The sequence below is a fragment of the Catenuloplanes sp. NPDC051500 genome, assembly GCF_044454585.1.
GTDB lineage: Bacteria > Actinomycetota > Actinomycetes > Mycobacteriales > Micromonosporaceae > Catenuloplanes.
In genome coordinates, this window is sequence record NZ_JBITDX010000008.1 from 199066 (window position 1) to 211488 (window position 12423).

At 71.3% G+C, this 12423-nt stretch carries 12 protein-coding genes; 8 read left to right on the top strand and 4 right to left on the bottom strand.

The annotated features are described in order from the left end of the window. The first annotated feature begins 107 nt into the window (after positions 1–107). Together ACIA8K_RS18485 and ACIA8K_RS18490 are read left to right on the top strand one after the other, a co-directional pair. Positions 108–1076 (top strand): zinc-binding alcohol dehydrogenase family protein, encoded by a 969-nt coding sequence (locus ACIA8K_RS18485; protein WP_396060344.1) that lies wholly within the window; start codon positions 108–110, stop codon positions 1074–1076. Between the two features lie 74 nt (positions 1077–1150). Then, positions 1151–2026: an SDR family oxidoreductase gene (locus tag ACIA8K_RS18490; RefSeq protein ID WP_396060347.1), complete on the top strand. Its 876-nt coding sequence runs from the start codon at positions 1151–1153 to the stop codon at positions 2024–2026. Here ACIA8K_RS18490 and ACIA8K_RS18495 read toward each other — a convergent pair. Then, positions 1923–2438 carry a GNAT family N-acetyltransferase gene (locus tag ACIA8K_RS18495; protein ID WP_396060350.1) on the bottom strand — a complete coding sequence of 172 codons (516 nt, stop codon included), beginning with the start codon at positions 2436–2438 and terminating at the stop codon, positions 1923–1925. The two genes, ACIA8K_RS18490 and ACIA8K_RS18495, sit on opposite strands and share 104 nt — an antisense overlap. 317 nt (positions 2439–2755) lie before the next feature. On the opposite strand from ACIA8K_RS18495, the gene ACIA8K_RS18500 reads away from it, so the two are divergent. The 3 genes from ACIA8K_RS18500 to ACIA8K_RS18510 all read left to right on the top strand — a co-directional run bounded on the left by ACIA8K_RS18500 (position 2756) and on the right by ACIA8K_RS18510 (position 6192). Next, positions 2756–3316 (top strand): TetR/AcrR family transcriptional regulator, encoded by a 561-nt coding sequence (locus tag ACIA8K_RS18500; RefSeq protein ID WP_396060353.1) that lies wholly within the window; start codon positions 2756–2758, stop codon positions 3314–3316. A 25-nt stretch (positions 3317–3341) separates the two neighbouring features. Next, a complete protein-coding gene (locus tag ACIA8K_RS18505) occupies positions 3342–5540 on the top strand; it encodes an MMPL family transporter (protein WP_396060356.1) in 2199 nt (732 codons plus the stop codon). 148 nt (positions 5541–5688) lie between these two features. Next, entirely contained in the window at positions 5689–6192 is a 504-nt protein-coding gene (locus ACIA8K_RS18510; protein WP_396060359.1) for a DUF6924 domain-containing protein, read from the top strand. Here ACIA8K_RS18510 and ACIA8K_RS18515 read toward each other — a convergent pair. The 3 genes from ACIA8K_RS18515 to ACIA8K_RS18525 form a co-directional block, all read right to left on the bottom strand. Then, a complete protein-coding gene (locus ACIA8K_RS18515) occupies positions 6165–6590 on the bottom strand; it encodes a hypothetical protein (RefSeq protein ID WP_396060362.1) in 426 nt (141 codons plus the stop codon). The two genes, ACIA8K_RS18510 and ACIA8K_RS18515, sit on opposite strands and share 28 nt — an antisense overlap. Before the next feature lie 119 nt (positions 6591–6709). After that, positions 6710–7378 (bottom strand): copper homeostasis protein CutC, encoded by a 669-nt coding sequence (locus ACIA8K_RS18520; protein ID WP_396060365.1) that lies wholly within the window; start codon positions 7376–7378, stop codon positions 6710–6712. A gap of 74 nt (positions 7379–7452) precedes the next feature. Continuing rightward, on the bottom strand, positions 7453–7893 hold the full coding sequence (locus ACIA8K_RS18525; RefSeq protein WP_396060368.1) for an anti-sigma factor: 441 nt from the start codon (positions 7891–7893) through the stop codon (positions 7453–7455). A 747-nt stretch (positions 7894–8640) separates the two neighbouring features. On the opposite strand from ACIA8K_RS18525, the gene ACIA8K_RS18530 reads away from it, so the two are divergent. The 3 genes from ACIA8K_RS18530 to ACIA8K_RS18540 all read left to right on the top strand — a co-directional run bounded on the left by ACIA8K_RS18530 (position 8641) and on the right by ACIA8K_RS18540 (position 12286). Continuing rightward, the gene (locus tag ACIA8K_RS18530) at positions 8641–10089 is read left to right on the top strand and encodes a hypothetical protein (RefSeq protein ID WP_396060371.1); all 1449 of its coding nucleotides are present in this window, start codon (positions 8641–8643) and stop codon (positions 10087–10089) included. Between the two features lie 395 nt (positions 10090–10484). Beyond that, on the top strand, positions 10485–11846 hold the full coding sequence (gene murD, locus ACIA8K_RS18535) for a UDP-N-acetylmuramoyl-L-alanine--D-glutamate ligase (protein WP_396060374.1): 1362 nt from the start codon (positions 10485–10487) through the stop codon (positions 11844–11846). Between the two features lie 80 nt (positions 11847–11926). Then, positions 11927–12286 carry a hypothetical protein gene (locus ACIA8K_RS18540; protein WP_396060377.1) on the top strand — a complete coding sequence of 120 codons (360 nt, stop codon included), beginning with the start codon at positions 11927–11929 and terminating at the stop codon, positions 12284–12286. Positions 12287–12423 lie beyond the last annotated feature (137 nt).

The window sequence follows — 12423 nt, forward strand, 5'->3', positions numbered from 1 at the left end:
CCGAGCTTATCGTGCGCATGCGCGGTGTGGTCAGCCGTGTGGTCCGCCGTCACGGGGGTAGAACGGATGATTGGGAAGTCGACAAGTCGATCGAGGAGAGGCAGGCCATGAAGGCAGCGGTGTACTACGAGAACGGCGGACCCGAGGTGTTCCGGTACGAGGACGTGCCGGACCCGGTACCGGCGGACGGCGAGGTGCTGCTGCGGGTCGAGGCGATCGGCGTACAGGGCGGTGACCTGCTGCACCGGCAACTGGCCCCGATCACTGCCGCGCCGCACATCGTCGGCTACCAGGCGGCCGGCACCGTGGTCGCGCTCGGCGGCGGCGTCACAGGCGTACGCGAGGGGCAGCGGGTGGTCGCGTTCATGCCGTCCGGCTCGCACGCGGAGCTGGCCGCGGTGAAGGAGCGCAACGTCTACGTGGTCCCGGACGACATGGACGCACGCGTCGCGGCCGGCATCCTTGTCGAGTTCGCCACCGCGGACGACTGCCTGTTCGAGTTCGGCAGGCTGCGCGCGGGGGAGACAGTCCTTGTGCAGGCCGCGGCCGGTGGCGTGGGCATCCCCGCGGTGCAGCTCGCCAAGGCGGCCGGCGCGACGGTGATCGGCACCGCGGGAAGCGACGAGAAGCTGGCCCGGCTGGCCGGGTACGGCCTCGACCACGCGATCAACTACCGGACCGAGGACGTGGTCGCGCGGGTCCGGGAGATCACCGGCGGCCGCGGCGTGGACCTGGTGCTCGACCCGGTCGGCGGGCGCACGCTCGAACACAGCATCGAGGTGCTGGCGCACCGCGGCCGGATCAGCTGGATCGGCGAGGCGGGCCGGGAGGACCACACGCCGCGGATCCGCCCGCTGATGGCCAAGTGCGCGTCGCTCAACGGCGTCTACCTCGCGGCCGAGATGCAGCACGACCCGGTGCGGGTACGCGCGCTCGTCGAGCGGCTCATCGCCCGGATCGCCGCGGGCGAGCTGACAGTGGTGGTGGACCGGGAGTTCCCGCTCTCCGAGGCCGAGGCGGCGCACCGGTACATCGAGGAGCGCAAGGCGTTCGGCCGGGTGGTACTCCTTCCGTGACGTGACACCGCCGCGCGGTCGCCGGGGAGATCCGGACTCGCCGGGTGGTCGGGCAGGCGGGGTACCGTACCGGAGTGGATCTTCTGGTGGTGGGTGGCAGTGGCCTGCTCGGGCGCGAGATCGTGACGCAGGCGGGGCCGGGCGCCGCCGCCACCTACCACAGCAGTCCGCCGGACGCGCCTGACCGCCACCGCCTGGACCTCCGCGACCGCCACCGCCTGGACATCCGCGACCGTGCCGCGGTGGCGGAGCTTGTCGACCGCCTGCAACCGCGGCTGATCATCAACGCGGCCTATCGGCAGCACGACTGGGCGATCACCGCGGACGGCGCGATGCACGTGGCCGCGGCGGCGGCGCGGACCGGCGCGCGGCTCGTGCACGTCTCCAGCGACGCGATCTTCTCCGGGAACGCGACGACCTACGACGAGCGCAGCACGCCGGACCCGACCACGCCCTACGGCGCCGCCAAGGCCGCGGCCGAGCTGGCGATCCGGGGCCTCCTGCCGGACGCGGTCATCGCGCGCACCTCGCTGATCATCGGCGAGGGGGAGGTGGCGCATGTCCGCAACGTGCGGCAGCGGGTGCTGTTCACCGACGACATCCGCCTCCCGATCCACGTCGCCGACCTCGCGGCCGCGCTGCTCGAGCTGGGCCGGGGGCAGCACACCGGCATCCACCACGTCGCCGGCGCGGACGCGATCAGCCGCTACGAACTCGCCCGGCTCATCTGCCGCCGGGACGGGCTGGACGAGACCACCCTGCACCCCGGCCTGCGCGCGGAGACCGGGCCGCCCGGCCCGCTCGACCTCCGCCTGGACTGTGCCTGGACTCAGGAGCGGCTGAGTGTCAGGCTGCGGGGCGCGCGGGAGTTCCTGGCGCGGCCGGATCCGGCGGTGGCACCCCCGGTCCCTGACGCAGCGTCCGTACCGCGACCGTCTCACCCTCGCTGATCTCGCCGGTCTTGACGAACCCGAGCCTGAGGTAGAACGGCTCCGGCCCGCCGTCCCGCGGCACGAACGTGACATAGGTCCGGTCGATGCCACGCGACCGCAGCTCCTCGGTGACCGCGTCGACCGCGAACCGGCCGTAGCCCCGGCCCTGCGCGTCCGCCGCGATGAGCAGCCGCCACAGGCCGGAGCGCCGGTCCGACTCGTCGTCGTCCCACGCGAGATCGATGAACGCCATCACGAACCCGACCGGCCGGTCTCCGTCGTAGATCAATCGCGGCCAGGCCGTCTCCCCGAAGACATACGCCTCCGCAAGCGACTTCACCACCGGTGCGACAAGCCCCTGCTGATCGTCGCGCACGGACAGCGCCAGCGCCGCCTGGTAATTGGCCGGCGTCACGAGCTCAAGTCTCATGCCCGCAGGATAGGTGCCGGGGGAAAGCGCTTTTTCGCTCCTGACGGCTCACCCCGGATGATGCCGAAGATCAAAGATCGAACGCCGCCACGGTACGACCCGGAGGCGGAACCGCGCAGTCAGAGGTATTCGCTTCGCAGGCCGGGGTGGGCGCGCCGCTGTCGTACCGTGGCGGCCTTTGGATGATCTTGATCTGGCCTTTGGGCATATTGCTTGTCTGACTTGTCTGGAATGAGAGCATAAATCGGGCGACGAATGTGAGGACCGTTACGGTCGGGTGCGGACCAGTGTGGTCCGGTACGGACTAGGTTGGTCCTATGCCGCGACAGACCAAGGAAGAGATCGACGAAGAGATCCTCGAGCATGCGGCGGCGCTCTTCGCCAGGCACGGGTTCGCGGAGACGTCGGTGCAGCGGATCGCTGATGCGGCGGGGTACTCGAAGACCGGGCTGCTGCATCGTTTTCCCAGCAAGGGGGCGATCTGGGACGCGGCGATCGGCAAGTGTGCGGGCGTGATCCACGAGATCGCCGGCGTCGAGGAGCTGCCGGTCGGGCCGGAACGGGACCGGCTGCTGCTGGCCGGGCTCGTCGACCTCGGACTCAGCAGCCCGGGGCTGATGTCGCTCACGCTCGCCATGTTCAGCCGCGCCTCGGCCGAGGACGACCGGGACGAGATCGGCATGATCGCGGATCCGCTGCTCACCGCGTTCGGCATCGGCCGGGACCAGGACGGTGACCTCGGCCGCGCGGTCCGGGTGATCGCGGCGCTCGGCGCGATCGTCATCCCGGTGGTGGCGCTCAGCGACTTCGAACCGCGCACGCAGCTCCGGGAACACCTGATCGCGGCCAGTTACGACGCGCTCGGCCATTCGCGCTGAACGTTATTGGAGAGGAACCAACGGCATGGCAACATTCCTTCATCGCCTCGGGCTGGGCTCGTTCCGGCACCGGTGGACGGTCACCATCGTCTGGCTGCTGGTCTTCATCGGCACAGGTGTCGGCGCGGCCACGCTGGCCGGCACCATGTCCACCTCGTTCAGCATCCCCGGCCAGGAGTCGACCACCGCGCTCGACCTGATCGACGAGCGGTTCGGCGGCGGGTCCGGCGGCACCGCACAGGTCGTGATCGCGGCGCCGGAGGGCGGGAAGGTAAGCGACCCGGCCACGGCCGCGCAGATCACAGCGTACGTGCAGAAGCTCGGCGCGCTGCCCGGCGTGGAGAGCGCAAGCAACCCGCTCGAACCGCAGCGCCCCACCGTCTCCCCTGACCTGAGCGCGGCCTACAGCACCGTCACCTACAAGGTCGCGGCGCCGGAGATCACCGTGGAGGAGCGCGAGGCGCTGCTCGACACGGTCGCCGAGGCGCGCGACGGCGGCCTGAACACCGAGGTCAGCGGCGAGGCCAGCCAGGAGAGCGGCGCGGACATCGGCGGACCGGCCGAGGCGATCGGCGTGGTCGTGGCACTTGTCGTGCTCGCCATCACGTACGGCTCGCTTGTCGCGGCAGGCATGAACCTGCTCACCGCGGTCGTCGGCGTCGGCATCGGCGCGCTCGGCATCACCACGCTCAGCGGCTTCGTCGACCTGCAGTCCACCACGCCGATCCTCGCGGTCATGCTCGGTCTCGCGGTCGGCATCGACTACACGCTGTTCATCGTCACCCGCTACCGGCATGAGCTGCTGCACGGGCGTACCCCGGAGGCCGCCACCGGCCTGGCCGTCGGCACGGCCGGATCCGCAGTCGTCACGGCCGGCATCACCGTCGTCATCGCGCTGGCCGGCCTCTCCATCGCGGGCATCCCGTTCCTTACCGAGATGGGTATCGCCGCGGCCGCCACGATCGTCGTGGCCGTGCTGATCGCGATCACGCTGGTACCCGCGGTGCTCGGCTTCGTCGGGCGGCGCGCACTGCCGAAGAAGCTGCGGGCCGCCGGTGCCACGGAGGTGCCGGCCCGGCCGGTCTACCGCGTGTGGGCGGACACCGTCACCCGGTTCCGTACGCTGAGCCTGCTGGCCGCGGTCGTGGTGCTCGGCGTGGTCTCGATCCCGTTCTTCTCCATGCAGACCACGCTCATCCAGCCCGCGCCCCCCGGCAGCACGCAGGAGAAGGCGCAGGAGCTGATCTCCACGAAGTTCGGTCCGGGGTTCACGGGGCCGCTCGTCGTGCTCGTCGACGGACCCGGCGCGACCGCCCGTGCCACCTCGATCGCCGCGACCTTCGGCGGACTCGACGACGTGGCGCTTGCCGCGCTCGGCGGTGCCCGGCCCGACGACACCGCCGCGCTGGTCACCGTGATCGCCAAGTCCGAACCGGACAGTCAGGAGACCAAGGACCTGGTCCACTCGCTGCGGGACGCGGTGGACGCGACAGGCGACGACGCGATCTACGTGACCGGCCAGACCGCGGTGAGCGTCGACGTCTCCGAGAAGCTCGACCAGGCGCTGCCCCGCTACCTGATCCTGGTCGTCGGCCTCGCGCTGATCCTGCTCATCCTGGTCTTCCGGTCGCTCCTCGTCCCGGTCATCGGCGTTCTCGGCTTCCTGCTCACCATCGGCTCCGCGCTCGGCGCCACCACAGCGGTCTTCCAGTGGGGCTGGCTCAACCAGATCGTCAACACGGACGTCGAGGCGCCGCTGCTCAGCCTTTCGCCGATCATCGTGATCGGCATCCTGTTCGGCCTCGCCATGGACTACCAGGTCTTCCTGGTCTCCCGCATGCACGAGGCCCACGCCCACGGCGCCTCCCCGCGCGACGCCGTGATCACCGGCTTCAAGCAGGCGGCTCCGGTGGTGGTGGCGGCTGCGACGATCATGTTCGCGGTCTTCGCCGGCTTCGTCCCGGAGGGCAACGACACGATCAAGCCGATCGCGTTTGCCCTGGCCATCGGCATCCTGTTCGACGCGATCATCGTCCGCATGATCGCGGTCCCGGCCGCGCTCGGCCTGCTCGGGCGTGCGGCGTGGTGGCTGCCGTCCTGGCTGAGCTGGCTGCCGGTGCTTGACGTGGAGGGGGCGGCGCTGGAACGCACCGTCACCGAGACGCCGGAGACGACGGCGTCGTCCTCGTCGTCTTCGTCGTCCTCGGAGAGCGTGAGTCACTGACCGGTGGCGGGCAAGCCGGGGTCCGGAACCGGCTTGCCCGCTCACCCGTCGGCGATGAGTCGCACGGCGAACCCATCCGGCCGCCCTCCGCCGGCTGGAGTCGTCCGTTTCGCGCCGCTGGGGGACGGGCGGTTGTTACATTGCGGACATGCTGCCTGTCACCGAGAGCACGCTTGTCGTGCGCACCGACTTCGCAGACCCGGACGCGTGGGACAGGGTCCGGAAGGCTGTGGCGTACCCGCCCGGCGGGGATCTGGTGTCCGCCGCGTTCACGTTCGTCGACGACCCGCGGTACGCCGGGCTGAGTCCGGTCAGCGCGCTTGAACTCGTTCCCCGCCGCCCCGCCCACCAGATGGTCGCGCTCGCCGACACGGTGACGATGGCGACGCCGGACCGCCCGCTGCTCGTCGTCGACCTGATCGACGACCCGGGCCAGGTCTTCCGGTCCGCACCCGAGGTGCTGTGGCACGTGGCGAGCAGCCTGTTCGTCGCGAAGGGCTACTTCCACGAGTACGTCCGCAGCGTCGGCGACGACGGCGTCTACCGGTGCGGCGGGCTGGACGGGCAGATCAAGGTCCTGGCCGCGATCGCCTCACTGAAGGGCGTGCCGTTCGACGCGGACGACTACGCCGGACTGTCCCGCCGGCGGTAGGCGCGCCAGGTCCGCAGCACGTGCGTCGCGGCCAGCGCCCACACCACGAGCAGCGGCTGGAACAGCAGCCGGACACCGCGCTCCAGGTCCGAGTCCAGGCCGAAGGCGTCCCGGTGCCCGGTGAACTGCGCGACGTTCCCCGGGAAGATCGCCACGAAGAACGCGGCAACCACCGCACCCACGACCGCCCGGTACGGCTGCCGCCACACGCTGAGCAACGCCAGCCCGAGCAGCACCTCCACCACCCCGGACGCGATCACCACGAACCCGGCGTCAAGCGGGACCCAGGCCGGCACCTGCGCATGGAACTCCTCGCGCAGCACCGTCAGGTGCCCGGTCCCGGTACCCACCAGAATCAGCCCGAGCAGCACCTGCGCCGCGACCGCAAGCATCGTCATCGTTCCTCTCACCCGGACCGCAGCGGCACCAGCAGCGCCGTGACGGTGTCGTGCCCACCCTGCCCCAGCGCAAACGCGGCCAGCCCGTGAGCCCCGCCGCAGTGTGTGCAGGCCATTCTTCAGGCGAGCGTGGCGCGCCACTCCGCGACCAGTCCGGGCTCGACCGGCAGGTCCCAGCGCCCGTCCGGCCGTACCGCGCCGCCGGTGTGGAACGCGGTCACGCCCGCCGCGCGCAGCGGGGCCACGTGAGCGGGGCGCAGACCGCCGCCGGCCAGCACCGGAACGCCGGCCGCCGCCTCCGAGGCGAGCACGTCGAGGCCGTCCCCGACGCCGGACGGCGCGCCTGCGGTGAGCACGCAGTCGAGTCCGGGCAGGCCGCGCAGCGTGGACCAGGCCGCAACACGGTCGGCCGCGTGGTCGATCGCGCGGTGGAACGTCCACGGCGCGCCGTCCAGCACGTCAAGCAGCTCGCAGACCGCGGGCAGGTCGACGCCGCCGCCGGGGGAGAGGAAGCCCAGAACGAACTCGGTGGCGCCCGCACCGCGCAGCGTCTTCGCGACCGATCGCAGCGCGGTCAGATCGTGCGGGGCGAAGCCGTCCCGGTCGCGGAGCATCACCCGGACGGGGATGTCGACTGCCGCGCGGACCGCCTCGACCGTTGCCGGATCCGGCGACAGACCGGACGAGTCCATGTCGCTGACCAGCTCGATCCGGTCGGCGCCGCCCTCGGCGGCACGGCGGGCGTCGGCGGGGCCGAGCGCGATGACTTCCAGGAGCGGGCGCGACATAGGCGGCATGGTCCCATATGCGCCGCATCCGCCACGCTGAGCGGGGTCTGTGATCCGACTTACCGCACCGCGGCTCAGCCCAGGCGGGCGGTGAGGACCACGGCACCGGTCGGCGCGGGCTGATCGTTTTCGGACTGCTCGGTCACCATCAGTTCCGGGAAATCGGCCGGGTCGACCGCGCTCCACAGAAAGATCGGAATGCCGGTCCGCCGCTCGGTGAACGAGCCGAGCGGCACCGTCCGCCCGTCCGGCGCGCGCAGCCATGCCGCGTAGTAGTCGCCAACCTCGGCCGCGGGCAGGTTCTCCGGCTCCAGCACCACGCCCGTGCCGGTCCCGGTCGGCACCAGCCGCACCGTCCCGGACACCCCACCGTCCCCGGTCGCGGCGAACTCCGTGCCGCCCTCCAGGAACGGGTTCGGCGGCGTCAGCGCCCGGTCCACCACCAGTACCCCGGCGGTCAGCGCCGCGGCAGCAGCCAGCGCCGCGAGCGGCAGCGCCCACGGGCGCCGGGACAACCTTGACCCATCCGCGGGTACGGGGAGGGAGCGCGACTGTGAATGCCGTGCACCGGGCTGATCTGGCGCCGGCATTGGCGGCAACGGCGCAGTCGACGGCCGGGCCGGTGGCGGCAACGAGCCCGGCCGAGCGGGTGGCGGGGCCGGCAGCGAGCCCGCCTGGGCTGACTGCTGCGATCGGGCCTGCGGCGGATGGGCCGACATCGGCTGTGCCAGCGGCGACTGGGCCTGCATCGGCTGCACCGACAGCGGCTGAACCGGTGGTGGCGCTTGGGTGGGTGTTGGCGGGATGGTTCTGCCGCGCTTCTTCCAGCCCTTGCGTCCCTTCGGCGGCTCCAACTCGGACTCGACCCGCTCCCTCGGCGGCTCCGGCCAGTACTCGGGCGGCGCCGTCCCGGCATCCGGAAGCGGGGTGGTCGCCGTCTCCCGGACCGGCGTGCCGGCCGGTGGCGACGATCGATATGGCGGCGGCGTCTCCGGGAAGTCCGGAAGTTCCTCGTCGTCGATCTCGAAAACGGGATCGGGCAGGTCAGGGCGCATACCCGGTTCCGGTGTGCGCTCGCCATCGGTCACACTCGCCACAATACGACCCCGTCGATCCGTCCCGTGGATGGGGCGACTCGCCCGTACCCACGCAGGGTGGAGAACCGGTTGTGACTTTTCACCGTATTGGGAGCGGCGGGGTGAGCGGGTCCCGGACCGCACGGGGGGTCCGGGGTTCGCGGCACGGCGAGGCGGAGGCGGTTCATGGTGCGGCGGGTGACGGTACGGATCGTGGGTGTGGGGGTGGCGGTGCTGGTCGGCGCGGGGGTGGCGCTGGCCGGTACCCGCCTGTTGCTCGCGGACGACAGCGCACGCACCGGTGCACCCCCGGTCGCCGGTCAGGAGAACGGCCGCGATCCGGACGTTCCGCTGACCAATGCAGCACGGGCGATCGCCTCCAACCGGCTCGAACCGGCAGGCCCGCAGTCCCTCTTCGACAACCGGTCCAGCGAGCCGCTGAAACCCGGCGCCGAGGTCAACGTGTCCCTGCTCGACGTGGCGGAGGCGAGCACGGCCGTCGTGCTTGCCGTCTCCGCGCTTGACGCGACCCGGGCCGGCGCCGTGACCGTGACGTCGTCGGCGGGCACGATTCCGGCGATGCGGCTGGCCGGCCCGGGCGGCCAGACCAGCAGCACGCTTATCGTCCCGATCGCCGGCGACGGTGCGCTCCGCGTCCGCGACGAGGCCGGCGGCCGGCTCGTGGTCCAGTTGGCCGGCACGCTGACACCGTCGTTCTCAGCGACGGACGGCCGGGTGGTCCCGGTCCCGTCGCGCGAGATCTTCCGCCTGGTCAAGGCGACCGAGGGTCATGAGAAGGAACTCGCGCTCGACGCCGTCCTCGAACTTTCCGGCAAGTCCGTCTCGGCCGTGCTGCTCCAGGTCGCCGCGGACGTCGGCGTCGACGGCGGTTTCGTCCGCGCCGGCGACGAGGACCGCCAGGAGCTCTTCTGGTCCGCAACCAAGGGCGCCGACCGCACCCGCGGCGGCCTGATGCTCGTCCCCCTCGACGGCGACAAGATCACAATCCACTACGAGGCGGGTACGGAACTCCGCGCCGACCTGGTCGGCTACGTGACCGGCCCCGACGCCCCGCAGTCGGCCGAGGGCCTGATCGTCCTGGTCCCCCCGCCCAGCCCAAGCGAATCGCCCAACCCAAGCGAGTCGGCGAGCCCGAGTGGCGCGGCCGGCCCTGACGGCGTGGGTAACCCGAGCCGCACGACCGGTCCGAGTGGTGCGGGTGTCCCGAGCAGTGCGGCTGACAGGACCGATGCGGCTGACAAGAGCGGCACGGCCGGTCCGAGCGGCGCGGGTGACGGGGGCGTGTCGGGTGAGGACGTCGGCGCGGAGGCGGAGAAGCTGACCGTGATCCCGGCGGCCGGTCTGGCCGGTGTTCCGTTCGATCGGATCGGCGGGGCGTTCCTGCGTGTCACCGCTCAGGGCGCGGGCACCGGAGAGGTGGCCGTTCGGGGTGGCGCCACCACCCCCGTCCCGGCCGCCGCCGACCAGGGCAATCCCACGATGCTTGCCGCTGCTGGCCTCTCCCGCAGCACGCTGACGCTTGTCACGGTCACCGACGGTGAGGTCTCCGCCTCGGCGGAGGCAGGCGCCGCACTCACACTAACCCCGGAGGCAGTGCTCCTCACCGCGCCGTGAGAGCCGCGGTTGAAGCGGCGTCGCGGCGCCTCTTACCCACGGTGGTAGTCGCATTACCCGCGGTGGTAGTCGCACGGTTGAAGCCCGGACGCTGTTGCTCCTCGCCGCGCCGTGACGCGGCGCCTGGTTGAAGGCCGGCCGGCGGCGGGGCCGGAAGGGAGGAGCCCTGGGCGACGACCGGTGCCCGCGGGAGCGTGCGGGCCGCACCATCCGCAGAGTGGGAAAATAGCGTTTGACCTGCGCTTTTGATCCTGCTTTCGCGTCTTTCGGAACGGATGGGAAGCGGCGGGCGAGGTGTGCGGAGGGCTGCTGCGGTGGGGTGGGCGGGGCATGTCCTATGTTCAGCAGGATCGCCTCGGGAGATCCGGGGGTGCGGAACAGCGCTGGGGAGTGACGTGGAGCTGCGGGAGCTGCGGGGACGCCGGGTGGCGGTCTGGGGGACAGGGCGGGAGGGGATCGCGGCGGTCGAGGCCATCGCGCCGGCCGGGCCGGAGCGGCTGATCACCGTGCAGGACACCGCTAACTACCTGGCCACGAACTGGACCGGGACGCTTGCGGAGGTCGCGCCGCTCTTCTCCGGTGAGGACGCGCTCCGGGAGCTGGCGGAGATCGACGTGATCGTGCGTTCGCCAGGCATTCCGGACGTGCATCAGTGGATCGTCGCGCATCGGGCCAAAGGTGGCGTGGTGACGAGCGGGACCGCGCTGTGGATGTCCGCGAACAAGAGCGTGACAGTGGGTGTGACCGGCAGCAAGGGCAAGAGCACCACGTCGAGCCTGATCCATGCGCTGCTGGCCGGTGCGGGCCGGCCGAACGAGTTGGGCGGCAACATCGGCATCGCGGCGCTGGCCATGCCGGAGGCGCCGGCCTATGTGATGGAGCTCAGCGCGTACCAATGTGCAGATCTTGATGATTCTCCGCGGGTCGCGGTGGTGACCTCGCTGTTCCCGGAGCATCTGGACTGGTTCGGCGGCGAGGCCGCCTACTTCCGCGGCAAGCTCAACATTGCGATGCACGGCGCGGAGGCGGTCGTCTTCAACGGGCAGGACGCGCGGCTTGTCGACGAGTTCGGGCGGCGGGCCGGGCTGCCGCTTGTCGCGGCCGGGCTGCCGGACGGCTTCCACGTCGCGCCGGGGCCGGACGGTGAGCGCTGGTTCTTCCGGGCCGGTGACGCGCTGTTCCCGCGTGCGGATCTGGCGCTGCTCGGCCGGCACAACGAGAGCAACCTGTGTGTGGCGCTCGCGGCGCTCGAGGCGGCGGGTGTCGACTGTGTCGCGTCCCGGGCGGAGCTGGCGGCGGCGCTGCGCGGGTTCGCCGGGCTGGAGCACCGGCTGCAGCCGATCGAGGATCCGTCGGGGCTGACGTTCGTGGACGATTCGCTCTCCACGATCCCGCAGTCGACGATCCACGCGATCGAGAACTTCGCGGACCGGCCACTGAGCGTCATCGTCGGTGGGGACGATCGTGGTGTGGACTACACGCCGCTGCGCGACTACCTGCTGGAGAACAAGGTCAACGCCACGCTGATCGGCATTCCGGACAGCGGCCCGATGATCCTCTCCCTGGTCGCGGACGTGCCGACGATCTCCACTGTCGAAGCCCAGGACATGCATGACGCGGTACGCCTCGGGCGTGAGCGGACCGCGGCCGGCGGCGTGGTGCTGATGTCGCCCGCGGCCGCGAGCTACGGCCGCTACGACAACTTCGCACACCGCTCGCGGGTGTTCCGGGAGGCCATCGAGGCCACCCGTTCATGATCTGAGGGCCGGCTCACGGTTGGAATGCGCGAGATCGGGAAAGAGTTCCGGCAGAGCACAATTCACCGTGGAGGTAAGTGATGACCAGCAACGGCAGCCTTGTCCACGACATCCCCGCGATGAACGGGAAGGCCGACTCGAGCCGTGTCAGCCAGGCCGTCGCCGCCACGCCGGAGGCGGCTCGCAAGACCGGTGAGGCTGTGCGCCGTAACCCGGCGCCGGTGGCGGCCGTGGCGATCGCCCTCGCCGGTGCGGCCGCGGTCGTGATGCGCATGCGTGCGGCCCGCAAGCCGCAGACGCGGGTGCAGAAGGTGCGTGCGGCGGTGAGCGGTCTTCCGTCGCGGATGCCGTCCCGGAAGAAGCCGTCGATGATGAGCCGGCTGGGCGGCGGCAAGCCGTCGATGACCAGCCAGGTGCGTAGTCGTCTCGGCATGCGGTAGGTGACGAAGGGCTCCGGCCCGTGGGTCCCTCAGGGATCCGCGGGCCGGATTTTTTTGTGTCCGGGCCGGTGCAGCAGCAGGCCGGGCCCACCGCGTTGAAGGGGTGGAGGGCATTAGTCCGAATACGAACTATTGAC

Bases quoted from the DNA above. Each gene is read 5' to 3' on its own strand.
- ACIA8K_RS18500 (WP_396060353.1), top strand. From the start codon at position 2,756: ATGCCGCGACAGACCAAGGAAGAGATCGACGAAGAGATCCTCGAGCAT.
- ACIA8K_RS18510 (WP_396060359.1), top strand. From the start codon at position 5,689: ATGCTGCCTGTCACCGAGAGCACGCTTGTCGTGCGCACCGACTTCGCA.
- ACIA8K_RS18520 (WP_396060365.1), bottom strand. From the start codon at position 7,378: ATGTCGCGCCCGCTCCTGGAAGTCATCGCGCTCGGCCCCGCCGACGCC.
- ACIA8K_RS18505 (WP_396060356.1), top strand. From the start codon at position 3,342: ATGGCAACATTCCTTCATCGCCTCGGGCTGGGCTCGTTCCGGCACCGG.
- ACIA8K_RS18515 (WP_396060362.1), bottom strand. From the start codon at position 6,590: ATGACGATGCTTGCGGTCGCGGCGCAGGTGCTGCTCGGGCTGATTCTG.
- ACIA8K_RS18540 (WP_396060377.1), top strand. From the start codon at position 11,927: ATGACCAGCAACGGCAGCCTTGTCCACGACATCCCCGCGATGAACGGG.
- ACIA8K_RS18485 (WP_396060344.1), top strand. From the start codon at position 108: ATGAAGGCAGCGGTGTACTACGAGAACGGCGGACCCGAGGTGTTCCGG.
- ACIA8K_RS18495 (WP_396060350.1), bottom strand. From the start codon at position 2,438: ATGAGACTTGAGCTCGTGACGCCGGCCAATTACCAGGCGGCGCTGGCG.
- ACIA8K_RS18530 (WP_396060371.1), top strand. From the start codon at position 8,641: ATGGTGCGGCGGGTGACGGTACGGATCGTGGGTGTGGGGGTGGCGGTG.